Origin of the sequence: Mesorhizobium sp. IMUNJ 23033, assembly GCF_044778005.1 — a bacterium.
In the GTDB taxonomy this organism is placed as follows: domain Bacteria; phylum Pseudomonadota; class Alphaproteobacteria; order Rhizobiales; family Rhizobiaceae; genus Mesorhizobium; species Mesorhizobium amorphae_A.
Window position 1 is genome coordinate 16795 of record NZ_JBJACT010000009.1, and the last position, 23695, is coordinate 40489.

The window sequence follows — 23695 nt, forward strand, 5'->3', positions numbered from 1 at the left end:
GATGAGCGCAGCGGACTGTTTCGTGCACCCGCGTAGATTAGACAATAGACTCCTATTGTCCTAGACTCCGAAGGTGGACACCACATGTCGTCATGTGGGGGCGCGGCAAAACCGCTAAGGAGTTGACGATCTAGAAGCTTGGGGCCAGTTTGAGCGGGGAATCGGTCGATCTTAGAACCCGAACGCAAGCCAGCTGGTGCCGGCGGCGAGGGTCACAAGCGTCAGCGGCAAGCCGACCTTGAAGAAGGCGATGAAAGACACTTCCTTGCCCGCCGCCTTCGCCTGCTCGGCGACGATCAGGTTAGCGACGGAACCCAGCAGCGTGAAATTGCCGGCGAGCGTCGAGCTCATCGCCACGACCAGCCAGGCGCGCTCGGGATTGCCCGGGATGAAGGGCCTGAGCGCCAGCACCGCCGGCACGTTGCTCATGATGTTGGAAAGCACCGCGGTGAAGCCGGAGAGCCGCCAGATATCGTCCAGGCCGATGGTCTTTGCCCAGTCGATCATGTCGGGCGTGAGCAGCGTGCGCTCGGCCCCGGCCACCACCACGAAAAGGCCGGCGAACATGAAGAGCAGCGGGCCGTCGATCTCGCGGTAGATGCGGTGCGGCTTGATCGCGCGGGTGACGAGCAGGAAGGCGCCGGCGATCAGCGCCGCCTTGGCGACGGGCACGCCGGCGAAGAAAGCGCCACGCAGACGATGGCCGCCTTCAGCACCTGTCCCGGCAGCATGCGGCCGCGATTGACCTCGGGGCTGAGCTCCGCGGGGCGCGAAAATTCGGCGCGGTAGACGATGCGGATGATGACGATGACGGCGAGAAGACTGAACAGCGCGACGGGTGCAAGTGCTGCGGTGAAGGCCGGATAGGAAATGCCGGACAGCGCGCCGATCACCATGTTCTGCGGGTTGCCGGTGATGGTGGCGACGCTGCCGCAGTTGGAGGCCGTGCAGGTAGCAATAAGATAAGGCACCGGATTGCGCCTGATTACACGGGTGACGTGGACGACGATCGGCGCCATCACCAGGCAGATCGCATCGTTGACCAGGAAGGCGGAGAGCACGCCGGTCAGTAGCGTCACCATGACGAGCAGCATGAAAGGCGCGTGCGCGTGCTCGATGGCGAAGCCGCCGAGCGCCCGAAATGCGCCGGACACCTTCAGATGGGCGACCACGATCATCATGCCGAGCAAAAGCGTGATGGTGTCGAAATTGATGGCGCGGTAAGCGTCCTCGATGCCGATCGCGCCGATGGCGATCATAGCGGCGCCGCCAAGCAGCGCGATGCCGGCGCGGTCGAGCCTGAGTCCGGGAATGCGTCCAACCGCGACGCCCGCATAGGTGAGCACGAGAATGAAAAGCGCGCCCGCGCCCGTCCATGTCATTGCGAAGAGTCCCAATGCCTATACCCGATGTAGGCGACGACCTTTAGCGACAGAGCAACAAAGCGGAAGCGCTAACCAGACAGTTCACTGAAAGTCATCGGCTCAACGGTGCGGGGCGTCCCGCGGCGCAGCGAATCGGCTTCTCACAAGAGATCGAGCTTGCTGCGGTAAGTCCGGCTGATCGACTGCCGAGCGGAGGCTGGATTCCTGATCGAATATTGGCGGCGGCGGCCCTTGATGAAGGTCGCCAACAGGCCGCGCCTGACGTCTGCTTCTGGTGCACGAGCGGCTACTTGGCACGCTGAATTCCTCGTCAGGACTCCTCGCCGATAAGACGGCCGTTCGGCTCATAGACACTAGCCTCTCTAGACGGCTTCGGGTCATCAAGCTTGATGACCTGCGCCATTATCAACGCGTGCCGGCGACTGGCATTGAAATCGTTGGCCAACCATGCCGGCGTGGCGTTACCCTCACGGATCATCTGGTCCCACCGTCCAGATGATATGCGCATCTGCAATTTCGGATCGATCTCCAATGTACGCAGGAAAGGCAATGCGTTCTGTCAGCCGGACCAGGTTTGACGCACCAGGCGCATCCGGCGCCGATCGCAGCCAATGAAAGCGGGTTTGGTCGATCGCCGGATCAACCTCCAACAGCCTGTCCAATGATTGAAGCGTATCGACCGAAATTTCTTCGATCAGCGCTCTTTCTGCCCGTCGACGAGCAATGGCACGGGCGGCAAGACCAATGCGTTCGATCGTGTCGATGGCGGGCAGAAGAGACCCACGTTCAGGAAACGTCGCAACAATGGAACGGACTATCGCAGCACCGTCGTCGGACATCGTGGCCGTTTGAATCCCGGCCAATAGAGCAGCTCGACGGTCTTGTTCTGTCGCGCTTCTCATACCCAGATACACCATCAAGCGCCGTGTGTTCGCGACGGGTTTCTTCACGGCGCGCATAGAGTGCGAAAGTGCCCCGGGTCGACGCCGATCTGTTCAGCAACGTACTTGAGCATTGCGCGAGGCGGAATTTCGGCGGGCCCTAGCACTCTGCCTGGATATCGCATCAGACAGAGCTGAACGGCAAAGCCAAGCTGATTGTGCTCTCGCCTTCGCAGTCCAACTTCAAGGCGATCGGCCGGCGACAACGAATAGTGTCGGATTAGGCTGTCCTCGTCAGCCGGCACATCGAAGAGCTTCAGTCGTTCTTGAGCCTTGAGAAGCCTCCGTTTACCCATCGCCCGACTCCGTGCACGACCAATGGGCCGGGAGCTTTGTCGAGTCGGGCGCACGAAGAAATCAAATCTGACCCGATGCGACGGCAGTCCACAGGGATCGTATGCGCCGGTTTCCACACTACGGCATGGTTCACGCTCCGTTCCCCGTTAGCGTACGATTTCGCACTGCTCTTGTTCTGACCCCAACTTGATGGGGTGCAGACGTGGCCCTTCGCGCCTGCTATGGACCTCCAATGCTTGGCCAAGGTTCAGCGAACATCTCGTCTCCAGGGCTCCTCCACGCAAAGGCGTGGGCCGAGGCGTATGAGCTAATTGACCTTCAGCTTTCTCCCTTGGGGCTGAGGGCCATCGAAGCCCTGGGGCTGGGTTCGGGAGACATTGTTCTCGATATCGGATGCGGAGCTGGGCAGACCCTTCTCCAACTCGCCGAGCGGGTCGGAACTGAAGGGCAGGTAATCGGGGTGGACGTGGCCCCGTTGCTCCTAGAAATCGCCACACGGAGGACCGAGCCGCTCAGCCAGGTGAGGTTGATCCAGGCAGACGCTCAGTCCTTGGACTTGCCGTCTGAGAGTGCGGATGCCGTGTTCTCTCGATTCGGTGTGATGACCTTCAACGATACGGTCGCGGCTTTCGCCAACTTCCGTAGAATTCTGAAGCCGTCAAGTGCGCTGGCGTTCAGTTGCTGGCGTTCCCTTGAGGAGAACGAGTTGGATTACCTTCCGCTCTCCGCGGCGGGATTCCAGTTGCCTGTCGACGAGAGTCCCTTCAGCTTCGCCGACCCCGAACATATATGCCGCACCCTTGAGGCGACTGGGTTCAGCGAGATCATCATCCAATCGCACGATGAAAAGGTGTCTAGCGGTGATCTCGACGCGATGACTTGGGTGGTTCTGAACGTGGGGCCGCTCGGAAAGATCGTTCGCGAGAACCCCGCACTGCGAGCGACTGCCGAGCCTCTATTGCGTGAGGCCCTGGCTGCCTTGGACGACCCCTCCAGGGTGCATCTCTTGGCTTCCGTATGGATCGTGATTGCGCGAGCTGGAGCAGCGACCCGATAGCGGACCCTCCAACGTCCACAAAGGGGTCGAACACTGCCGGTTGAGGTCATGGCCCCTGCCGACCTGTTCCGCGCGGAGACGCCTCAGACCGGACGCTTACGGAGGAAGCAAGAAGATGCGTCATGTATCCGCGGGAGGACGGCCCGTCGCGGACTGGCACCCCTCAGCACACGACCGAAACGATCAATGAGCGCAGCGCAAAGTTAAGCGTGCGCACCAGCCTGCGATAGCTGCGGCGACCATCAGCCACCTGTTAGCCGGTCAAATAAGTTGTTTTGGGTTCAATTTGCGCAATGCACCAGACTGTTCTGTCATTCGACGGCCGATAAAGCCTGGTGGAGATCGTCAATGATGTCTTGTGGATGCTCGAGCCCTACCGAGATACGCAAGAGCCCGGCCGGCGCCATCGACTTTGGCCCTTCGACAGAGGCGCGATGCTCGATGAGCGAGTGCGTACCGCCCAGACTTGTGGCCCGCACAATGAGCTCGAGCCGACCGGCAACCGTCATCGCTGCCTCGGCGCCCCCGCGAATGATGAACGAAAGCATGCCGCCATAGCCGGCCATCTGCTGCCTCGCGAGCGTATGACCGGGATCACCTGGTAGACCCGGGTAAAGAACGCTTTCGACCCTTGGATGTTTGCTCAGAGCTTCCGCAACCTTCAACGCGCCGTCACAATGCGCCCGCATGCGAATTGGCAAGGTTTGCAGCCCGCGAAGGGCGAGCCAGCAGTCGAAGGGAGCGGCGACGCTGCCCTTGTGCCGCTGGATCATGCGCAGGGGGCGTTCGAGCGGGGACGCGCCCGGCAGGACGACGACCCCTGCCATCAGGTCGGAATGGCCGCCTATGTATTTCGTCGCCGAATGCATGACGGCATCGGCCCCGAACTCGAGCGGCCGCTGAAGGAGCGGCGTCGCCCAGGTGTTGTCCACCACCGCAAGGGCACCGGCATCGTGCGCGAGGTCACAAACCGCCCTGATGTCCACCACACGGATGAGCGGGTTCGAGGGGGTCTCGATCCAGACGAGGCCAGTGGGTGCGGCAACGACCGCCGCGCGCAAGGCGTCCATGTCGCGCATGTCAACGGGGACGAAGTCGAACCGGCGCCCGATGTCGGTTTCATCGATCAGCGACCGGATGCCGAAATACATATCATCCGGCACGACGATGCGATTGCCCCTGCTGGGATGCGCCTCGAACACCGCGGTGATGGCGGCCATGCCGGAGGAAAAGGCAACAGCTGCGCGGCCCCCTTCGAGTGCCGCCATAGCCGTCTCGAAGGCGTGCCGCGTCGGGTTGTCGTCCCGGATATATTCGTAACTGGATGGGAAGGGCCCGTCCGCACCGCGCTCGAAGGTCGTGCTGGGGTGCAAGGGGATTGTGACGGCCCCGGTGGAAGGATCGACGCCCCGACCCGCATGTATTGCCTTTGTTTCTATGTGCATTGAAAACGTCCTTAAGTGGTTTGAGAAGGAAGATCGCGGGGATCACCTTCAAAGATCGAGCTTGAGCGCACCTCTCGCGCGAGACACGCATGGGATAAACCGGCGGTCCCGAGCCTTGCTGGACAGGAAAGCATCGCGGTGGATCGGCTGGCCTTCCAGCATCCCGCATTCGCAGGTCCCACAAACGCCGTTCTCGCACGAAGCCATGAGCAGTACGCCCGCCCCCCGCAGCGCCGCGAGCGCCGTGGTGTCGGCCGCGACAGGGACCGATGTCCCGTCGCGAAGCATGATCGTGAAAGGCTCGGGCGGCGTGTCGTCGCGCTCCGGCGGCTGGAAGGCTTCGAAATGCACCGTGTCCTGCGGCCAGTGGGCGCTCGCCCGGTCCACGGCCGCCATGAAACCGGGTGGCCCGCAATAGTAGAGCTGTGCGTCGGACGAACGCGTCGATAGCAAGGTTTGAAGATCTTGCCGGGTTTCGGGCTCATCGTCGAAATGCAGCCGCACATTGGCTGGGTCGAGGGCGCTCTCGATATCCGACAAGAGGGGAGTGAGCGTGAGGCTGTGGGTGAAGTAGTGCAGTTCGTAAGGTCTGCCCTGACGCTCCAGCGCCCGCGCCATCGCCAGGATCGGAGTGATCCCGATACCTCCCGCCAGAAGCAGGACCGGCCCGCGGCTTTCGCCGAGGGGGAAATGATTGCGCGAAACGGAGACCGGCAGTGTGAACCCCGGGCAAACCGTCCCGTGGAGCCAGCTTGATCCGCCACGACCCGTCTGCTCGAACTTCACCGCAATCGTATAGCGGCTCAAATCGGTCGGGTCGCCGCAAAGCGAATACTGACGTACCTTCCCGTTGGCCAGATGGACATCCACATGGGAGCCAGGTTCGAAGGGCGGCAGCGACGGTTTGCGCGGATGCTTCAAATCGATGACGAGGACGTCGCCGGGTTCCTTCCGGATGGCGGTCACTGTCAACTTCATGATGATGCGGGGCGCAGCCATGCAAGGTTCACTCATCCATCGGAAGGATCGGATCGCCCGGGCGGATCACGCCGCCGAGCTCGATTGCACAATTCAGACCGGAACGGTTCAACAGGCCCTCGTAGAGCCCGGGAATGCCAAGCAGCTCTTCGATGTATTTGCAGGGGAAGTTCATCCGCGCCGCTCGCAGCACGGTCTCGCCAACGCGGAAACGCTTCCCGACGAGGTGGCCGAGCGGCACGCCCCGGGTGGTCAAGTTGCGTCGATGGTCTTCCGGCGCGAGCCTGGCTCTTAGGCCCGGGATCTTCGGCTCACCGCGAGCGATCGCTTCCAGGACTTCGACCTCGATCAGCGTCACCTCGCGAACGTCCGGCTTCGGAGAGTAAGTCCCCGTACCCAGAAAATATCGATCTCCGACGATACCGCGACCGGGAACGAGCTGTGCCTGAGCCAGTTCCTCCATCTCGTAGGAGGCTGCCGGCGCGACGTGGATGTGGAGCAGCGTTCCATTCCAGGTCATGCTTCGCCCTCCAAGACCGCCGTCGCGGCGCCCAGCTTCCGGCCGGATGCGAGGGTCTCATCGAGATGATATCCATTTGCCATGTCTGCTTCCACGCTTCAGGGGCAGCGTCGCAGCCCGGTCCGGCATCACCCTCTGCCCGGACACTGGCCCGACAGACAGAGCCAGTTTTCGCGAGTCTTGCTACTCCAGTCGACGATAACCTGTTGGCTCGGCGGCAGCACCCGGTCAGTCGCTGTCCTTGCGGAGCTTGTTGCTGAACTGACGGGGCAAGCTCCTGCTTACCCGTTGGACAACGCCGGTCAGGAGCCGGACGCCGTTCTCGATCTGCCGCATGGTCAAGGCGGAATAGCCCATCACCAGTCCGATCCGGTCGGAACGGCGTTCATCCGTTTCCCGGGCATAGAGCGGCGATATTGGATGGACGCCCACGCCGGCTCGTCGTGCCTCTTCAACCAAGACGTCTTCCAATGACCTAGAGAGATCCCTGAACCAGACGACGACATGCAGCCCGGCGTCGGCACCCTCGATGACGATGCGGTCGGCGAACGCGCGCCGAAGGGCGGCAAGCAAGGTTCCTCGACGCCCGCCGTTCAGACGGCGAACGCGGCGCACATGGCTCTCATAGCCGCCGCTCTCGATGAGCGAGGCCAGGGCCTCCTGTTCCGCAACCGGAGAATGCCTGTCCAGAAGCTGCTTGGCCGTCGCGAAGACGTCTTGCAATTCCGCTGGGACCACGAGGTAGCCGATGCGCAGCATCGGCGACAGCGTCTTGGAGATCGTGCCGAGATAGATGACGGAACTACGGTCTTCCAGCTTGTGCAGTGGGGGAACCGGACGAATGTCGTATCGGTACTCGCCATCGTAGTCGTCTTCGATCACATAGGCGTCGTTGCGCCGAGACCATTCGAGGAGCTGATACCGCCGCGAGATCGGCAAGACGCCGCCGAGCGGGAACTGATGCGACGGCGTCACGTAGGCCAGCCGCGCCGTGATCCCCTCAAGAAGCTCCGTCTTCATGCCGTCGCTATCGACGGAAACAGAGACAGGCGTCGCCCCTGTACTGGCAAACACCTGGCGCGCCATTCTATAGCACGGGTCCTCGATGACGAAGCTGTCTGAAGGATCGAGCAACAAACGCGCGCACATGTCGAGGCCCTGCTGCGAGCCGCTTACGACGAGGATTTGCTCGACCTCGCAGCTTAGTGTTCGAGCGCGCCACAAATATCCCTGCAGAGCCTGGCGCAAGCGAGGCGACCCGCGTGGATCGTCATAGGCCAGCCTTCCTGGGCGTTGTGACATCGCCGTGTTCATCGCACGCTTCCAGGTCAGCGCTGGGAAATCAGATGGCGCAAGGTCGCCATAACGGAAATCGACCTTCAACCGGTTGGGCAGGTAATCGGGCCATGGCGGGCTGCCACGCAGTAGCTCGCCGTAGCTGGAAAGATGGATCGGGCCAGTCCGTTTTGGGACCGCGCTGCTGGCCTCGCGACGGACCAGCGACGCTGCAACGCGAGGCCGTGCGCCTTGATTGACCTCGATGAAACCTTCCGCGACCAACTGTTCGTAGGCGACGGTGACCGTCGTTCGCGAAACGCCAAGGTCATTTGCGAGGCCGCGAGACGACGGCAGCTGACTGCCGGTTTCATAGACACCGCGGAGGATCTGCTCGCGAAGAGCTTCGTAGATCTGGCGCGCGCCCAGACCCGGCGCGGGACCTGCCGACACGACACGAGAAGACTGGACCATTTGTTTCATCACCAACTGGACGTTACATCCAAGCCAGTTTGGCGGCAATCTTCTCAAAACCAAAAGGATTTCAAAACATCGATGCCCCGCACCACAAATCAATCCGAAACCGGGGCACCGACGCCGTCCCCTCACGACGCCGATTTCGCATTCGCTACACGGGCCATCCATCATGGCTATGATCCGGCCAGCTTTTCCAATGCCGTTCAACCGCCTGTGTTTCTGACTTCGACCTACGGGTTCGAAAGTGTGGAAGCAAACGAGGCCGCGGCAGCAGGGGGCGGAAGACTCTACGCACGCGAATACAATCCGACGACCGACATTCTTGAAAAGCGGCTCGCCAATCTCGAAGGTGCCGAAGCGGGGCTGGTCGTTGCCTCAGGGATGGCGGCTTTCGGCACGCTGATCCTGTCGCTGCTGTCGCAAGGCGACGAACTCATCGTCCACAAGACGCTTTATGCCAACACGCTCGCCATGGTCGAACAGGCGGTGTCGCGGTTTGGCATCAAGGTCGTCGCGGTCGATCTGTCCGTACCCAGCAATCTCGATGGCTCCATCGCTGACAGGACGCGGCTTGTCTTCTTGGAGACGCCGGTCAACCCGCTGAGCCGCATCCTCGACATCGCGGCCATTGCCCAACACGCCCATGCGCGCGGCGTGAAGGTCGCGGTCGACAGCACCTTTGCCTCGCCCGCCCTGCAGCGGCCGCTGGAACACGGAGCCGACATCGTGATCCACTCGCTGACCAAGTATATCAACGGCCACGGTGATGCTCTGGGCGGGGCAATCCTGGGTGATGCGAAAACACTTCACATCCTGCATGAAACGGGCCTGCGCTATATTACCGGCGCAGCGCTTTCGCCGATGTCAGCGTTCCTGATCTTGCGCGGGCTGAAAACGCTCACCTTGCGTATGGAACGTCACAGCGCCTCTGCCCTTGTGGTCGCACAGGCACTCGAGGCGCATCCGGCCGTGGCCTGGGTAAGCTATCCATTTCTCGACTCTCATCCCGATCAGGTGATCGCGCGCAGACAGATGTCGCAGGGCTCGGGCATGATGGCTTTCGGCCTGCGCGCGGGTTACGAGGGCGCTCGCCAGATGATGAACCAGCTCAAGCTGATCACTCGTGCGGTCAGCCTCGGCGACGCCGACAGCCTCATCTATCATCCTGCGAGCCTGACCCGCGCGCGCAAGGCAATCCGCAAGGATGCGCATCTGGCCGATGGTGTCGGCGAAGACCTGATGCGCCTGTCAGTGGGGCTCGAAGACGCCGCCGACCTGATCGCCGATCTGCGGCAGGGGCTGGACGCGGTCTGATGCCCAGCGCCGCAACCAATCAGACCATGGGAGCTTGAACATGGCCTTCTTGAGCGGCCTTTGCGCCTTCCCAATAACGCCTGCCGACACTGACGGCCGGGTCGATACCTTGGCGCTGCGCCAGCTGATTGCAAGGCTTTGCACAGCAAACGTGGATTCCATCGGACTTCTTGGCAGCACCGGCACTTACATGTATCTGTCGCGACAGCAACGACGCCGGACCCTTGCCGAGGCGCTAGACGAGGCTGGCGGAGGTATCCCGGTCATTGTGGGCGTCGGCGCATTGCGCACCGACGAGGCGGTAAAACACGCAAGAGACGCAAAGGCCCTCGGCGCGGCCGCAGGCTTGCTCGCAGCCGTCTCTTATGCCCCGCTCACTGATGATGAAGTGTTCGAGCATTTCTCCTCGGTAGCGCGCAGAAGCGGACTGCCGATCATCATTTACGACAATCCTGGAACGACGCATTTTCGCTTTACGCCCGCGCTCGTCGGACGTCTGGCGCAGGTGCCTGGCATCGTCGCCATCAAGAACCCGACCGACGGGGGCGATGCGATCCCAGGCCATTTGGCGGATCAGAGGCAAATCGCGCCGAAAGAATTCTCGATCGGTTACAGCGGCGACTGGAACGCCACCCAGGCCATGATTGCCGGCGCCGACACCTGGTACAGCGTGCTGGGCGGCATCTTGCCCGAACCTTGCATGAGGATCGTCAGGGCCGCTCAACAGGGGCGACCACGCGGAAGCGCGTCGCATCGACGGCGCGCTGGTTCCGCTATGGGAACTCTTCAAAGCGTATTCGAGCCTTCGCGTCGTCTATGCACTCGCTGAATTCCTCGACATCTGCCGGGCCAAGCCCCCGCTTCCAATCATGCCGCTTCCCATCGCGGCGAAGCACCAGGTAGCCGACGCACTGGCACGTCTGCGAGCAGCTGCCGTGTCGTGAGCCGCGAATTTCGAGATCATTGAAAGTAACAACCATGTATGTTCCGCCGCACAACGAAGAGCCCAGCCGAGAGGTTCTTTTTGATCTGATCCAGAACAACGCACTTGGCGTGCTGATCACACATGGACCAGGTGGACTCGACGCCAATCACATCCCCTTCGAACTCGACAGCTCGGCAGGAAATTTCGGCACGCTTCGATGTCACGTCGCGCGCAGCAACCCGGTCTGGCAGGACGTGTCGACCGGCGATGAGGTCCTCGTCGTGTTCCGGGCCGCCGACGCTTACATTTCTCCACAGTGGTATCCGAGCAAGCACGAGTTCCACAAGCAGGTGCCGACCTGGAACTACCTCGTCGTACATGCACACGGACGAATCACCGTTCACGACGATGAGCGCTTTGTGCGTCGCAATGTAGCGAAGCTGACCCGTCGGCATGAGGCAACCCAGCCTGTCCCGTGGAAGATGGGGGATGCGCCGAGAAACTTCATTGACACCCTGGTCAAGGAGATCGTCGGGCTGGAGATCGAGATTACTCGTCTGGTCGGCAAAGCCAAGCTGAGCCAGACCAAAGAGCCGCGCGATATTCGCAATGCCGGCGAAGTGCTTGTCGCCCAGGGCGACACGGGCGTCGGTCAGGCGATGCTGGCGGCCGCAGCCAGCAAGTCCGAACGGGGTTGAAGTCCCGAGCCGGCCGGGTCGCAAGCTGCTATGCCGCGAATTCATGTGCCGGGCACCGAGACCCAATGTGGCCAAGCATTGAAAGCTTCCACGAGCAATCGATCCCCCACCCCGGCATGAATCTCCGCGCAGACCCCCTTACAGACGGTGGCAGATTCTATACGCGATTCAATGTGCGGAGAAACCCGCACCTACGGAGAGGGCTTCCACGCCATCAGTTTTCAGTGAAAGCCAACTCCGGACGGGTAAGTCGCGAAGTGCCAACGACTGAGTGAGCCAGATTTGTGTAAACTGACTTCCTCGATTGGGCTAAGTCCAAGTCCTGTTCGCTCTTTACAATTCTCTCGTAGAGCGAAGCCCATTCCGGTGATATGGCGTCATCCACGCAAACTTTCGATTGTCGTGCCTGTGACGGGGTTGTTGCAAATCGCATCCGGAAACACCTATTGAAGTGTGAACTATCGGAAAAACCGGTTACAGTGGTTATTTCGGCAATTGACTTTGGGGTATTCAAAAGAAGCCAATAACCATAACCGAGTCGAAGCTAACGACAGTATTGCTGGATAGATTGCTTCATTTCCTGCTGGAACAGACGTTCCATCTGACGCTTAGAAATTCCCAAGGACGACGCAAGCGATTTAACCTTCGACGACCGTCCCGGATTTCTTTCGATGATTTTGAGCGCCCGGAGCACTCTAGCATCGAGTGCACTTTCTCTCGTTCCGCAATTTTGATCGGTTTCGGGCGCAGAGGCCGAAAGCTCTTGCGGTGCAGGAACGTCGGCGCCAATAGCGGAATAGTGACGTTCCAATAGCCACGATCCGAGTTCCAGCGCGGCCAGACCTCCCGCATAGCTAACTCGCCTGCCAGCCTGCCCTGGCCGGGAGGTGTCCAATGAGCCGTCTTCAAACAGCGCTCGAGCGCTATGTGGGTATGCGCCAGGGATTGGGGTACAAGTATCATGGCCCCGCTCGACGGTTGTCGGATTTCGTCACCTTCATGGAGGCTCGCGGCGCCGAGACCATCATCACGGCGCTGGCAATGAAGTGGGTGACGTCGATCGGCTGGCAACCGAGTTGGTCCATCCGCCTGACCGATGTGCGCTGCTTCGCTCAGCACCTCGCTCATTTCGACCCATGACGGAAGTGCCACCTCAAGACGCTGTGTCGCCGGCGCGGCGTGCAAAGCCCTACATCTATAACGATGCTGAGATCACGGCGCTTTTGGCGGCGGCACTATCGCTGCCGCCGGCCAACGCCCTGCGTCGCTGGACATATCATTGTCTGTTCGGATTGATAGCGGTCGCCGGGCTACGCCATTCCGAAGCGCTCGACCTGCGCCGGGACGACGTCGATCTCGACCAAGGTATCCTCACCATTCGAGAGACGAAGTTCGGCAAGTCGCGGCTGGTCCCGCTTCATGCCACGACGGTCGCCGTGCTGTCGGACTATGCCGCGCGACGCGACGCGCATCTCGTCGCGCCTCGTAGCCCCTATTTCTTTGTCGCCGAGCAGGGCGGCAGATTGCTGCACCAATATGTGCACCGGGTGTTCTGGCAGCTGTCGCGACAGATCGGTCTGCGGCAGCGGGGGCAGCGCAATGGTCCGCGGGTTCACGATCTTCGTCACCGTTTCGCCGTCCAGGCCCTGACCAACTGGTATCGTGCGGGCGAAGTGTCGAGCGGAAACTGCCGGTCCTCTCGACCTTTCTCGGCCACGCCAATGTTCGCGACACCTACTGGTATCTATCCGCCGCGCCGGCCCGTATCGTCTGGGCGCTCACGGCGAGGGGCGGAATCTACAGGGCCCGACCGTGGCGGCATAGCTGCCCGTTTGAGGTCGTCGAGAGCGTAGGATGGTCGAAGGATGGTATGGCGCAACAGTCGATGAGAGACAGGATCGGAAAGCCAGATATTGGGGCAGCGCCACGAGCGCGCATCTGTGATTTGGCTCTGATCCGCGAACTCCCATACGGGCCCGCGGCAAATGGAAGGCCGCATCGGAGGCCGGACAAATGTCAGCGCCCGACTACGCGCAGCGGTACCGCCCTTCAAAGATTCTTCTTGCGGTCACCGGGGCGTCCACAGATGTCCCTATAATGTACTGGAGCCAAGCCCGCCTCACGCATTCTGCAACTGCCGAATTGGCACCGGCTGTGCCTGAGCAGGCCTTGAATGCGCCTCAGACGCAACTGTCATGAAAGACAGAAGCGCCGCGGAGAGATACTCATTGCTTCGCGTCACGAAAACAGTGGCTGCCAGTCGGAGATTGTCAGAAAGCTGATGCACGATGACCTGCCCGGAGTCTGCCGCGTCCTGGACAGCGGCACGAGGCAACATCGCCACCCCGACCCCGGCGGCGACACAGCCGACGATTCCGTCCATCGTTCCGAGTTCCATCCATCGGACGTTTGTGACACCCCACGTCGCCAGGAAGGCATCCATGCGTCGCCGATAAGAACAGCCCGATCGAAACGCGAGAACCTTTAGAGCAGGTGATCCAGCCATCGCTTTCAAGTCTGCTAGGTCGCGGATCCGCGGTGAGGAGATCACCACCAACTCCTCTTCGATGATCGGGATGCTCTCCAGTTCGGGATGGGCGATGGGGCCGGACACGAAAGCCCCATCCAGTTTCCTTGCGACCACTTCGCCGACGAGTTGTTCTGTCGGGCCAGCCTCGACCTGCACATCCACGTCAGGATAGTCTGCAGCATAGCGGATCAGGATCGGCGGCAGGCGTTGCGCGGCGGTGGTTTCCATCGAGCCGATTCTGAGCACCCCGCTCGGCGTCCCGCGATCCGTGACGACGCGCTTGGCTTCGTCCAGAAGTTCTCCCACACGATCGGCATAAGGAACAAGCTGGATGCCGGTAGCTGTCAGCGTCACCCCCCGGCGCGAACGGTGAAAAAGCAGTACGCCGATCTCTTCCTCGAGCGATTTTATTCTCGCGGTGACATTGGATTGCACCGTGTTCAGCGCACCGGCCGCCCCTCCGATACTGTTTGCCCGCACTACCGCCTGGAAAAACTTGAGGTCGACGCTGTTCATCAGCCATCTCCTTTTCAGATGAAAAACATCTGATCTAATCGTTTGTCTTAAGTCAAGCGTCACAATAGCTTCCAAAGAAAACTTACCGGGAACATTCCTCAAACTGGAGAAGGATCGATGACGATACGAACGCGTCTGACAGAATTTTTCAAAATCGAGAATCCAATCATCCTTGCCCCGATGACCCCGGCTGCGGGTGGCGCGCTTGCATCCGCGGTCGCCGACGCCGGCGGTTTGGGCCTTTTGGGCGGCGGATATGCCGACCGCCAGTGGTACGAAACGGAATCAGCCTTGATCACCAATGAGCGCGTGGGCTGTGGGTTCATCACCTGGGCGGTCGAATCCGACCTTGAGCTGTTTGACCGTGCGCTTGCGGAGCGTCCGTCCGCGATGATGCTTTCGTTTTCCGATCCAGCGAAGCTCGCGGCACGGGTCAAACAGGCTGGCGTCCCGCTCATTTGCATGGTCCACACCCTCGAACACGCCCGGCGCGCGATTGATATCGGCGCCGACGTTCTCATCGTTCAGGGTACCGAAGCCGGCGGCCATGGCTTGGTGGCGCGGTCAACCATGCCCTTCGTACCCGCGGTCGCGGACCTCGTGGCAAAGATCGCCCCTTCGGTCATTGTCGTAGCGGCGGGCGGCATCGCCGACGGCAGAGGACTGGCCGCTTCGCTGATGCTCGGCGCCGACGGCGTCCTCATGGGGACCAGGTTTTGGGCTACTCGCGAGTCGCTGATTCATCCGGCAGCCAAGGACAAGGTAGTCGCCGCGACCGGCGACGAAACCATCCGCACCTCCATCTACGATATCGTCCGCAAGAAAGCCTGGCCCGAAGGATACACCGGGCGTTTGCTCAAAAACGGCTTCATCGACAAATGGCAGGGCCGGGAAGACGAGCTGCGCGCGCTGCATTCCGAAGAACTGTCGAAGGTCGAGGCGGCTTGGGTCTCTGGTGACTATGACACGGCCAACGTGACTGTCGGTGAGGCGGTGGGCCTCATCAATGATCTGCCGTCGGCGAAGGACATCGTCCGCCGAACCGTGCGCGAGGCAAGCGAAAGGCTTGGTCTCTACGCGTTCGATCAGCGCATCGCGAGCTGACTTGGAACGCCCTGAAGACAGGACCGACTGCTTTCAAAAATAAAAGGGGACTGCAGTATGCAACAGCTACAAGAAAGGGACGGGTCCGTCCGCAAACCAGGCATCTGGACCGTCGTTCTCGCATCAAGCGCAGGCACGGTCATAGAATGGTATGACTTCTATCTTTACGGGAGTCTGGCGATCTTTTTCTCGACGCTCTTCTACCCTGCCAATGAACCGACAGCAGCTGTTCTGATCAGCGTCGCAACCTTTGCCACAGGTTTCGTCGTGCGCCCATTGGGAGCCCTGCTGTTCGGCAGCATCGGCGATCGCGTGGGACGCAAGAGAACGTTTTTGATGACGCTTATTCTGATGGGCATTGCGACTACGCTCGTCGGCGTCTTGCCAACCTTCGAGACCGCCGGGTATTTCGCGCCGATCGCTCTTGTGGTCCTTCGGCTGATCCAGGGATTGGCGATCGGGGGAGAATACGGTGGCGCCGCCGTTTACGTTGCAGAACACGCACCGGCAAACCAGCGCGGGTTCTTCACGAGCTTTATCCAGACAACGGCAACCGTCGGCTTTTTTCTGGCGATTGTCGTCGTGCTTGCGTGCCGGCTGTCGCTTGGCGAAGAACTCTTCAAGGAGTGGGGCTGGAGAATTCCGTTCCTGCTGTCATCGGTTTTGATCGTCCTGTCCCTTTATCTGCGCCTCAAGCTGAGCGAGTCGCCGGTGTTTGAGGAACTACGCAAGGGTGGAAAGACCGCAAAGAGCCCGATCCGTGAGAGCTTTGCCACTGGCCATGGCCTTCGATATGCGGCGTTCGCCCTTTTCGGAGCCACCGCCGGCTTGGGTTGCGTCTGGTACACGGGACAGTTCTACACGCTTTATTTCCTGCAGAGCGTGCTGAAATTAGACTTCCTGACGGCAAACCTTTGCTTGGCGGCCGCTTTGGTGATCGGAACGCCGCTCATTGTCTTCTTCGGCGCGTTGTCCGACCGCATTGGCCGTCGCAAGCTGATAGTCACGGGCTTTGTTCTTGCGGCCGCGTTTTACATTCCGATCTATCAGAGCATCACCGCGGCAGTCGCTGCCCAGAACTTTGTCCTTGTCACCGCCCTGATCGTTGTGCAGCTCGTATTCGTCGGACTGGTGTACGGGCCCATGGCAGCCTTCCTGGTCGAGTTGTTCCCGGCACAGCTGCGCTACACGTCGCTCTCGCTTCCCTACCACATCGGAACGGGAGTGTTCGGTGGCTTTGTCCCCCTCATTAGCCTGTCGCTCGTTGCCTACACGGGCAACATCTACGCTGGTTTGACCTATCCGATAGCCATCGCGGCCATAAGCGCAGGGGTTAACCTGCTGTGCTTCCCCCGTGCCCTGGCAGAAGAGTCCGGGCCTGCCGCAACCGGCCTACTGGCGAAGGCAAACTAAATGTTCGCGGGGAACGCCGAGTGCGCTTCCCCGCTCTCTTTCCCATTCGCGAGGACGACCCATGCCGCTGATAAAAATCAACCTTTTGAAAGGCAGATCGCCGGAGGAACACGAAAAGATCCTCGACTGCATCCATGAGGCGGTGGTGAGGGCCTTCCATGTGCCAACGGCCGATCGGTACCAGATCCTTTTTGAACACGAGAGATCGCACGTCCGCGCAGAGGACACCGGTCTTGGACTATTTCGAAGCGACAAGCTGATCATCATCGAGGTGATCTCACGAGAAAGGTCCGCCGAAGACAAGCAGGCCTTCTATCGCTTCGTTGCTGCGGGGCTTTCGGATATCTGTACGATCGACCCGGCGGATGTCGTAGTCAGCGTGGTCGACAATGGCGATGCGGACTGGTCCTTCGGGCTCGGACGCGCTCAATTCATCACTGACGAACTTCATTGAAGTCCAGCCCCCGGCGGCGGTGAAAAGACATTTTCGTGCGATGCCAGTCCAACACGGCCACGCCACCGAGCTTTTCTCAAATTCAGCCAATCAACCAAAGGGAGAGCAGCTATGAAACAGCTACACCGACCCATTGCCACGGCAGTGGGAATGCTCATGACAGTCTTATTGGCTTCGGCCGAAGCCAAGGAGACCATCGTCAAGTTCCAGGTCGAAGGGCAGACAATAGTGGGCACGATGGTGACACCAGATGACGCCACGCGTCCCCCCGTCGTGCTTTTGCTCCACGGCTTCACCGGCAGCCGCAACGAATGGAGTTCGGAGGCGGTGAAGGAAGGGCTGTTCGGGCGTGCCGCGCCTGTGCTCGCAAAGAATGGCATAGCTTCGCTTCGTATCGATTTTCGCGGCAGCGGCGACAGTGACGGCAAGTTCGAAGACATGACCGTCGAAACCGAGATAACGGACGCACAAGCCGCGCTCGACTTCCTATCCACGATTGAAAGTGTCGATGGCAAGCGTATTTCGCTGATGGGGATGAGCCTGGGCGGGGCGGTCTCGGCCGCGGTCGCCGGCCGGACAAAAACACCCTTGAAGGCCGTCGTGCTCTGGAACCCCGGCATCAATCTTCCGGCGGCGTTTATCTCTATCTTTGGCGAGAAGCAGATGGCTGAAGCCTTGAAAGCGGGCGATAAAGTCTATCCGGCGAAGCGCGTCGGCGATGGCAAGGAAATTCCGCTCAAAGGTCGCTTCTTTGAGAGCCTATACGCTGTGCAACCCGCCGGCGAGATTGCACGCTATCACGGTCCACTGCTGCTGGCCGTTGGTACCAAGGATACCATCGTCTTTCCGCAACCGGTTCTCGCGAATTCATTGCTGTCCTATCACGACGGCCCGGAAGAACTGTGGGCTGAACCGGTCGATCATGGCTTCGGCGTCGAGCAGAGCGCCAAGACAGTTGACGCCTTGATTACGAGGACCGTCGACTTCCTCAAGTCGCACAGCGAATGAACATCAAAGCGACGGGGTACAGAAGGCATCCCGTCGCTGCTTTTTGCACGAAGGTCAGATCTCAGAGAGACGAAGAATGCCGCGACGGCTCTGCCGCGTTCAGATGGTGGGCGGCGGCCAGCAGGATCGCTGTGTGGCCATCGTGCCCGCATGCGTGCATCGCGCCCGGATTGGTGCTGGCATGCGCGCCATCCTGCCCAGCGGCTTCAACGAGATGATCGGCTTGGCCAAATCGACCTCGATGGTCTACGTGCTCGCTCTGCCCAAGCTCTTCTACACCGTCCAGGTCATCTATAAGCGCAACCTGGAAGTGATCCCGCTCCTGGTACCTCATCATCATGAGCGTGCTCTCGATCGTCCAGCTCGGCATCGAGCGGCGCTTCTCGCGCGGCGCCGTTCGCACGCCGTCCGGCCCGCTCCTGCCCAACGTGCTTGCCTTCCTGTCCGGCCGCGGCGCCGCACCGGTGGTCACACCAGCGCACGTCGCCCCCGCACTTGCGAGCGCGGTTCGCAAGCCGCTGGTCAGCGCGGGCGAGAGGCTGGCGCGGCGCGGCGTCGGGCGCATCGAAATCCGTGACGTCTCCAAGCGGTTCGGCGCGCTGACGGTGCTCGACGGCGTCGATCTCGATCTGGCGCCCGGTTCTGTAACGGCGATCATCGGTCCGTCCGGCGCCGGCAAGTCGACACTGTTACGCACCATCAATCACCTGGAGCGGACCGACACGGGGTTCGTGACCATCGACGACGAGTTGGTGGGTTACCATCGCAACGGGCATACGCTCTACGAGCTCAAGGAAGCGGCCATCCGCCGGCGGCGCGCCGCGATCGGCATGGTGTTCCAGAATTTCAACCTGTTCCCACATCTGACGGTGATCGAAAACATCATCGAGGCGCCTGTCTTGGTGCAGGGCGTTGCGCGCGCCGAGGCGGTGGAACTGGCAAGGGATCTGCTCTCCCGCATTGGCCTGCCGGAGAAGGCCGATGCCTATCCGCGCCACCTCTCCGGCGGCCAGCAGCAGCGTGTCGCCATCGCTCGGGCGCTGGCGCTGAAGCCGAAGGTGCTGCTCTTCGACGAGCCGACCTCGGCGCTCGATCCAGAGCTCGTCGGCGAGGTGCTTGACGTCATCAAGGAACTGGCGACGTCAGGCACAACGATGGTGATCGTCACCCATGAGATCGGCTTCGCCCGCGAGGTTGCCGACACCATCGTCTTCATGGAAGGCGGCAAGATCCTCGAGGTCGGAACGCCGTCCAGGGTCTTCACCACACCCACCCACCAACGCACGCGCGAGTTCCTCGCCAAGGTTCTCTAGCCGCTATCTGGCCGGCGACATGTGCGAACCGCCGGCTTTTCCAGGCTCCCTGCCGGGAGCGTCGAGCCCGCACGTCCATCATCCAAAGGAGAAACCCATGACATTGTACAGGAAGCCGCTATCCCTCGCCTTCGGCGCGGTCCTATCGGCCATCGCCTTCACCGCCGTCGCTTCAGCGGCGGAATTCGATCTCACCCCCGAGCAGCCAGGCCGCATCCATACCGAAAAGAGCGACAAGGCGGCCGCGGCGATCTCGCCGAATTTCAAATTCGCCAAGGAGGGCTATCTCGGGGCGAGCACATCTATCACATGCCAGGCCAGGAGTATTATCTGGCGACGCGCGTCAATCCATCTCGAGGCGAGCTCTGGTTCTGCTCGCAATGGGAAGCTTGGTGGGCTGGCTGGCGGAAGGCGAAAGTGTAGAGGCGATGGCAGAGCTTCGGCAGGACCCGCGAGGAGCATCGGCGGTGTAGGACAGCGGCCAGCGGGAACGCGCGCTGGCGGGCTTCTCTGACGGCGGTTCAATCAAAGTCTAACGATCTGCACAGCGCACTAGAAAGCACGTGTGGTAACCGTTGATTCAACCATTGCTAGTAATTAGCAGAGTGGCGGCTCCGACCGGCTTTGGGGGCTGGGTTTAGCCGGAGCCGCCTGCGCAGCCAGGGGTAGTAGTTGACCGCGCTGTCTCAGAATAGGACAGCGCGGTCTAAATTTTGGTTAATACGTTACAGGCTGCTAATTCAGCAATCAGAGGGCGCCGGCGCATCCGCCGAAGATGCGCTTCACCTTTCCTTTACCATATTAGCGCACGTTCATAAGTGGACATGCTAGGTAGCTCGTACATGCCCAAAGCCCCGGTGCAGACCCAAGCGCCGGGGCTTTTTAGTTTGGCCCCTACGGCTGGCTAGCCGCTGGCTCACCTTACGTCTTTATGCCTAGCGGCTTGTGCCCTCGGTCTCATTTGAGGGATTGCTAATCTGCTATAAACTGGGATCAGAGCGGGGTTCCTGGACTCGCATGGCCGGTGCAGTTGGGGGTGTCTCGGGGGGTAGGTTGGCTGCACCAGCCTTTTCACAGGATGTCGCGCGCTCGCCTTACGAACTGCGAATGAGCTTCTTGATGAGCGAGCGCGCCGTGCATGCCGCCAGTAGCCAATATAGATGAAGCCGTGTCGTACATCTCGATCGGGGTAGCCCTTCGCGGACTAGTGCTATTCTGATACCCGGCGCGATCTACTCCATCGCGCCGGTGAGCGTCGGTTGATACGGAAGTCCCCAAAAGCTGCCAGTCTACCGGCGCTCATCTCCACAAGCGCTGGCGTGAGGCAAACCCTGTGTCACATCAAACAGGCCGGGCTAGTCTTCCTGGCCGAGCCGCGCTTGTTCGCCTTGGGCGAAGACTTTGGCATCTGCCTGGGAACGGAAGCCCTTGATGCTTACCGTGCCGTCCTCGATGCCCCGCACATAATGCCTATTTCCAAGTTCCTCGGTCGATGTCGTTGACGGGCTCGGCCGCCGCCTCTTTGGCATCAATGTCGGTAGCTAATCAAGTTGTCTGATTTGGTAGCACATCAATTGTCCGCTTCTGTTGCGTCCATCTCGAGCCGATCATGCTCGGGCTTTTGGTGCCATATGACTTGGCGCAGATCCCGCAAGTCGACTGGCTGGCCGCAGCGCGGGCAAAAGTAGAAATGGCAAACCGGATATTCGCCCGTCGGTTTTTCGTGTCGCGTGCCGACGATTGGTGGGCCGAGGTCCGAGATTTTGGTCATGTCAGGCTTCCGCAACTCCTTAAGATTTGCAGAAAATTTTATGTATGCTCTGGCTAATATACGCTGGCGATCTAGACTCGGTTCCATGCGCAAGCGGGCAGGCGCCGGCACCGGCCGGCTGGAGTTCATCGAGCCTTTGATGCCAACCCTGGTCGAGGAACCGCCCGAGGGGGGGCGCCTGGATTCATGGTGAAGTTCGACGGCTACCGGTCCGAGATCGTCATCGACGCGACACCGTTCGGATATTAACGCGGCGAGGCCTCGATTGGACGGCGAAGTACCGCGATCTGGCCGACGCCGCCAAAAGCCTGAGCATGCAGAACGCCATCATCGACGGTGGTCGTTCTGACGATGCGCGTCTTTCCGACTTTGCTGCGCTCCGCAAGGCGATAACCAAGCGCCAGCATGACCTATCGTCGCCTTTCGATCTGCCGCACCTCAACGGCCATGATCTGCGCGACATGCCGCTGGAGGATCGCCGCGAGATATTGGCGAGCATGATCCCGCCTGACATCCGCATCCAGTTTAGCCAGGCGCTGCCCGTCGAAGACAAGTCGATCTTTCACTTGGTCGATCAGGCCGGCCTCCAAGGCATGGTGTCGAAACGGAAGGACAGCAAGTATCGCGGCGGTCCGTCAACGAACTGGTGCGATGAAGGTGGCAGTGCTTGTATTTGCCGCACCAGCACGGCTCATTGCGTCCCCTACCGATGCCCATTTAGCCCCTGCTCGAAATTGCTCGCCACACTCGTTTGTAAGACCCCGTCTCACTTGCGGCAACGCACGCGCCGGACATCTCTGCCCAATTCGACGGCACCAAGAGCGCTAGTGCGTCTCTAGGACTCTGCCGGGTACAGCCGCGAGATCGTGCTCTTGCTGACATTGTAGCGCTCGGCGACTGCACGCATCGCCTCCCCGGTTGCCAAACTCGCCAGCGCCTCCCGTCGCTGCTGCTGAGAGAGCTTCGGCTTGCGGCCGAATTTAACACCTCTGGCCATGGCACGAGCGCGGCCGTTCGAAGTGTTCTCCAGGAACCTGCGCCGCTGCCATTTGGCGGCCCATCCGACGAGAAACACTATTCCGAGGTGGTGTCGATAAAGGGCTCATCCAACAAGCGAGGCTCTGCGCCAGTGAAGTAGCCGTCCTAACGATTTGCAGCATATCGAAAGGATCGCGCGCCATCCGGTCGCTGACGACGGCATGGACAACTTCACCGGGTTTCAGGACTTTCAGCAGCCGCTGCAATGAAAGATAACGGCAATGCTCACCAGTTGCCACAGCTCGCGTTGTCATTTGAGATGCAGGGCAGGTCGGACATCGGGCAGGTCATACGCCGACATATCGAGGACGGACCGGGCAAAGTGAGCGTCAGCGTAGAGGACTAGGCTCAATCAAGCCTTTGGGGCAGCTGCGGACTTCTCCGCTTCCTTTGCATCAGCGGCAGCTGCCCGCTCTTTGGGCGTCGGGAAAATGGTCTGAAGCTCCTCGGGTGGTATCCGCTCTTTGCGCTTCTCAAGGATGCCACTGGTACAGATCGTGATGAACCCGACTCCGAACTGGGAGGTGGAGATCATAAAGTCCTCCTTCTCCTTGTACCCGTAACGGTAACCGAACCGCCTGCCGTAATCCTTGATGTTGCCCCGGCCGCCAACCTCTTTTTCAGGCAACATTGTATTCACGTAGTCGGTTAGCTGCGACGCGCGCGGATGGCTGCTGTGAACCGTTGCGGTCCAGATGTAGTGCTTCTTCGTAAGGAACTTGCCGCCTGATTCCTTGTAGTAGATCGCACACGCCATCTTCCGCCCGATCGTCGTGGCCGCCGCAGGAAACTCTGCAGGCACACCAGCCAACGGCATGTTCGACAAATCGGCGTCCGCTGGCACATGAATCCCCATTTCAGCCAGCGCCGCCGCCTTAGCCTGATTGCTGAGCTTGGTGTTCAGGAGCGCGGCCGGATAGTTGTTCTTGATGCCATCCTGCAGCCGCCACATCGACCACAAGTCTTTGGTGAACAGGTCGGGGTTTCCCATCTGCATGTAGTAGCCGAATATCTGGTCCCCCGTCTTGGTCGAGCCGTTGCAGGCCCCACACGCGGGGAACTCAAAACCCTCCGGGAAGAACCCACGCGGGAAGCACGCCTGAGGCGGGATGTGGTCGACCGTGGACGACTTGGTCACGCCTCCACAAAGGCAGCACAGCGGGTTGTCCTCCAGCAGTTGCTGGTAGCGGCTCTTCCTTTGTTTGGCCTGTCCCATTATTTCAGCAGCCCGTGCAG

General features: G+C 60.6%; 18 protein-coding genes and 7 pseudogenes. 11 read left to right on the top strand and 14 right to left on the bottom strand.

Going from position 1 to position 23695, the window contains the following annotated elements; all coding sequences use genetic code 11:
- Positions 1-171: 171 nt before the first annotated feature.
- Positions 172-1382, bottom strand: a pseudogene (locus tag ACFX5Q_RS13000) (anion transporter).
- A gap of 385 nt (positions 1383-1767) precedes the next feature.
- A pseudogene (locus ACFX5Q_RS13005) lies at positions 1768-2622 on the bottom strand (DUF4158 domain-containing protein); the annotation flags it as partial.
- Positions 2623-2855: 233 nt separating this feature from the next.
- Here ACFX5Q_RS13005 and ACFX5Q_RS13010 point away from each other — a divergent pair.
- Positions 2856-3680, top strand: coding sequence for a class I SAM-dependent methyltransferase (locus ACFX5Q_RS13010; protein WP_404278364.1), 825 nt, complete (start codon positions 2856-2858; stop codon positions 3678-3680).
- A gap of 311 nt (positions 3681-3991) precedes the next feature.
- Here the strand turns inward: ACFX5Q_RS13010 and ACFX5Q_RS13015 are convergent, their stop codons facing one another.
- The 4 genes from ACFX5Q_RS13015 to ACFX5Q_RS13030 form a co-directional block, all read right to left on the bottom strand.
- On the bottom strand, positions 3992-5125 hold the full coding sequence (locus ACFX5Q_RS13015; protein WP_404278366.1) for a trans-sulfuration enzyme family protein: 1134 nt from the start codon (positions 5123-5125) through the stop codon (positions 3992-3994).
- Positions 5126-5173: 48 nt separating this feature from the next.
- Positions 5174-6124, bottom strand: a complete 951-nt coding sequence (locus ACFX5Q_RS13020; protein WP_404278368.1) for a PDR/VanB family oxidoreductase — start codon at positions 6122-6124, stop codon at positions 5174-5176.
- A gap of 7 nt (positions 6125-6131) precedes the next feature.
- Positions 6132-6623 (bottom strand): MOSC domain-containing protein, encoded by a 492-nt coding sequence (locus ACFX5Q_RS13025; protein WP_404278370.1) that lies wholly within the window; start codon positions 6621-6623, stop codon positions 6132-6134.
- A 228-nt stretch (positions 6624-6851) separates the two neighbouring features.
- Complete coding sequence (locus tag ACFX5Q_RS13030; RefSeq protein WP_404278402.1) at positions 6852-8381, bottom strand: PLP-dependent aminotransferase family protein; 1530 nt, start codon at positions 8379-8381, stop codon at positions 6852-6854.
- A 72-nt stretch (positions 8382-8453) separates the two neighbouring features.
- On the opposite strand from ACFX5Q_RS13030, the gene ACFX5Q_RS13035 reads away from it, so the two are divergent.
- The 3 genes and pseudogenes from ACFX5Q_RS13035 to ACFX5Q_RS13045 all read left to right on the top strand — a co-directional run bounded on the left by ACFX5Q_RS13035 (position 8454) and on the right by ACFX5Q_RS13045 (position 11312).
- Entirely contained in the window at positions 8454-9689 is a 1236-nt protein-coding gene (locus ACFX5Q_RS13035) for a trans-sulfuration enzyme family protein (protein ID WP_404278372.1), read from the top strand.
- Between the two features lie 40 nt (positions 9690-9729).
- Positions 9730-10633, top strand: a pseudogene (locus ACFX5Q_RS13040) (dihydrodipicolinate synthase family protein).
- 34 nt (positions 10634-10667) lie between these two features.
- Positions 10668-11312, top strand: coding sequence for an FMN-binding negative transcriptional regulator (locus tag ACFX5Q_RS13045; protein ID WP_404278374.1), 645 nt, complete (start codon positions 10668-10670; stop codon positions 11310-11312).
- A gap of 214 nt (positions 11313-11526) precedes the next feature.
- On the opposite strand, the pseudogene ACFX5Q_RS13050 reads toward ACFX5Q_RS13045, so the two are convergent.
- Together ACFX5Q_RS13050 and ACFX5Q_RS13055 are read right to left on the bottom strand one after the other, a co-directional pair.
- Positions 11527-11838 (bottom strand): annotated as a pseudogene (locus ACFX5Q_RS13050) (helix-turn-helix domain-containing protein); the annotation flags it as partial.
- Positions 11839-11856: 18 nt separating this feature from the next.
- The gene (locus tag ACFX5Q_RS13055; protein WP_404278404.1) at positions 11857-12006 is read right to left on the bottom strand and encodes an AraC family transcriptional regulator; all 150 of its coding nucleotides are present in this window, start codon (positions 12004-12006) and stop codon (positions 11857-11859) included.
- 200 nt (positions 12007-12206) lie between these two features.
- Here ACFX5Q_RS13055 and ACFX5Q_RS13060 point away from each other — a divergent pair.
- Positions 12207-13071: pseudogene (locus ACFX5Q_RS13060) on the top strand (tyrosine-type recombinase/integrase); the annotation flags it as partial.
- Positions 13072-13431: 360 nt separating this feature from the next.
- Here the strand turns inward: ACFX5Q_RS13060 and ACFX5Q_RS13065 are convergent.
- On the bottom strand, positions 13432-14358 hold the full coding sequence (locus ACFX5Q_RS13065; RefSeq protein WP_404278376.1) for a LysR family transcriptional regulator: 927 nt from the start codon (positions 14356-14358) through the stop codon (positions 13432-13434).
- 117 nt (positions 14359-14475) lie between these two features.
- Here ACFX5Q_RS13065 and ACFX5Q_RS13070 point away from each other — a divergent pair, with 117 nt between their 5' ends.
- The 4 genes from ACFX5Q_RS13070 (at position 14476) to ACFX5Q_RS13085 (ending at position 18337) form a co-directional block, all read left to right on the top strand.
- Positions 14476-15462, top strand: coding sequence for an NAD(P)H-dependent flavin oxidoreductase (locus ACFX5Q_RS13070; RefSeq protein ID WP_404278378.1), 987 nt, complete (start codon positions 14476-14478; stop codon positions 15460-15462).
- A gap of 57 nt (positions 15463-15519) precedes the next feature.
- Positions 15520-16875 (top strand): MFS transporter, encoded by a 1356-nt coding sequence (locus ACFX5Q_RS13075; protein ID WP_404278380.1) that lies wholly within the window; start codon positions 15520-15522, stop codon positions 16873-16875.
- Positions 16876-16936: 61 nt separating this feature from the next.
- Positions 16937-17329, top strand: coding sequence for a tautomerase family protein (locus ACFX5Q_RS13080; protein WP_404278382.1), 393 nt, complete (start codon positions 16937-16939; stop codon positions 17327-17329).
- 111 nt (positions 17330-17440) lie between these two features.
- The gene (locus tag ACFX5Q_RS13085) at positions 17441-18337 is read left to right on the top strand and encodes an alpha/beta hydrolase family protein (protein WP_404278384.1); all 897 of its coding nucleotides are present in this window, start codon (positions 17441-17443) and stop codon (positions 18335-18337) included.
- A 91-nt stretch (positions 18338-18428) separates the two neighbouring features.
- On the opposite strand, the pseudogene ACFX5Q_RS13090 reads toward ACFX5Q_RS13085, so the two are convergent.
- Positions 18429-18524, bottom strand: a pseudogene (locus ACFX5Q_RS13090) (M20/M25/M40 family metallo-hydrolase); the annotation flags it as partial.
- On the opposite strand from ACFX5Q_RS13090, the pseudogene ACFX5Q_RS13095 reads away from it, so the two are divergent.
- Positions 18519-19650: pseudogene (locus ACFX5Q_RS13095) on the top strand (ATP-binding cassette domain-containing protein); the annotation flags it as partial. The pseudogenes ACFX5Q_RS13090 and ACFX5Q_RS13095 overlap by 6 nt on opposite strands.
- 78 nt (positions 19651-19728) lie before the next feature.
- Here the strand turns inward: ACFX5Q_RS13095 and ACFX5Q_RS13100 are convergent.
- Both ACFX5Q_RS13100 and ACFX5Q_RS13105 read right to left on the bottom strand, forming a co-directional pair.
- Positions 19729-19926: a hypothetical protein gene (locus tag ACFX5Q_RS13100; RefSeq protein ID WP_404278386.1), complete on the bottom strand. Its 198-nt coding sequence runs from the start codon at positions 19924-19926 to the stop codon at positions 19729-19731.
- A gap of 1294 nt (positions 19927-21220) precedes the next feature.
- On the bottom strand, positions 21221-21421 hold the full coding sequence (locus ACFX5Q_RS13105; protein ID WP_404278388.1) for a hypothetical protein: 201 nt from the start codon (positions 21419-21421) through the stop codon (positions 21221-21223).
- A gap of 242 nt (positions 21422-21663) precedes the next feature.
- On the opposite strand from ACFX5Q_RS13105, the gene ACFX5Q_RS13110 reads away from it, so the two are divergent.
- Positions 21664-22260: a hypothetical protein gene (locus ACFX5Q_RS13110; RefSeq protein WP_404278406.1), complete on the top strand. Its 597-nt coding sequence runs from the start codon at positions 21664-21666 to the stop codon at positions 22258-22260.
- Here ACFX5Q_RS13110 and ACFX5Q_RS13115 read toward each other — a convergent pair.
- Together ACFX5Q_RS13115 and ACFX5Q_RS13120 are read right to left on the bottom strand one after the other, a co-directional pair.
- Complete coding sequence (locus tag ACFX5Q_RS13115; protein WP_404278408.1) at positions 22257-22418, bottom strand: helix-turn-helix domain-containing protein; 162 nt, start codon at positions 22416-22418, stop codon at positions 22257-22259. The two genes, ACFX5Q_RS13110 and ACFX5Q_RS13115, sit on opposite strands and share 4 nt — an antisense overlap.
- Before the next feature lie 393 nt (positions 22419-22811).
- On the bottom strand, positions 22812-23675 hold the full coding sequence (locus tag ACFX5Q_RS13120; protein WP_404278390.1) for a hypothetical protein: 864 nt from the start codon (positions 23673-23675) through the stop codon (positions 22812-22814).
- Positions 23676-23695 lie beyond the last annotated feature (20 nt).

Coding starts and splice junctions, on each gene's coding strand:
- ACFX5Q_RS13010 (WP_404278364.1), top strand. CDS start 2,856: ATGCTTGGCCAAGGTTCAGCGAACATCTCGTCTCCAGGGCTCCTCCAC.
- ACFX5Q_RS13015 (WP_404278366.1), bottom strand. CDS start 5,125: ATGCACATAGAAACAAAGGCAATACATGCGGGTCGGGGCGTCGATCCT.
- ACFX5Q_RS13020 (WP_404278368.1), bottom strand. CDS start 6,124: ATGGCTGCGCCCCGCATCATCATGAAGTTGACAGTGACCGCCATCCGG.
- ACFX5Q_RS13025 (WP_404278370.1), bottom strand. CDS start 6,623: ATGACCTGGAATGGAACGCTGCTCCACATCCACGTCGCGCCGGCAGCC.
- ACFX5Q_RS13030 (WP_404278402.1), bottom strand. CDS start 8,381: ATGAAACAAATGGTCCAGTCTTCTCGTGTCGTGTCGGCAGGTCCCGCG.
- ACFX5Q_RS13035 (WP_404278372.1), top strand. CDS start 8,454: ATGCCCCGCACCACAAATCAATCCGAAACCGGGGCACCGACGCCGTCC.
- ACFX5Q_RS13045 (WP_404278374.1), top strand. CDS start 10,668: ATGTATGTTCCGCCGCACAACGAAGAGCCCAGCCGAGAGGTTCTTTTT.
- ACFX5Q_RS13065 (WP_404278376.1), bottom strand. CDS start 14,358: ATGAACAGCGTCGACCTCAAGTTTTTCCAGGCGGTAGTGCGGGCAAAC.
- ACFX5Q_RS13070 (WP_404278378.1), top strand. CDS start 14,476: ATGACGATACGAACGCGTCTGACAGAATTTTTCAAAATCGAGAATCCA.
- ACFX5Q_RS13075 (WP_404278380.1), top strand. CDS start 15,520: ATGCAACAGCTACAAGAAAGGGACGGGTCCGTCCGCAAACCAGGCATC.
- ACFX5Q_RS13080 (WP_404278382.1), top strand. CDS start 16,937: ATGCCGCTGATAAAAATCAACCTTTTGAAAGGCAGATCGCCGGAGGAA.
- ACFX5Q_RS13085 (WP_404278384.1), top strand. CDS start 17,441: ATGAAACAGCTACACCGACCCATTGCCACGGCAGTGGGAATGCTCATG.
- ACFX5Q_RS13105 (WP_404278388.1), bottom strand. CDS start 21,421: ATGACCAAAATCTCGGACCTCGGCCCACCAATCGTCGGCACGCGACAC.
- ACFX5Q_RS13115 (WP_404278408.1), bottom strand. CDS start 22,418: ATGGCCAGAGGTGTTAAATTCGGCCGCAAGCCGAAGCTCTCTCAGCAG.
- ACFX5Q_RS13120 (WP_404278390.1), bottom strand. CDS start 23,675: ATGGGACAGGCCAAACAAAGGAAGAGCCGCTACCAGCAACTGCTGGAG.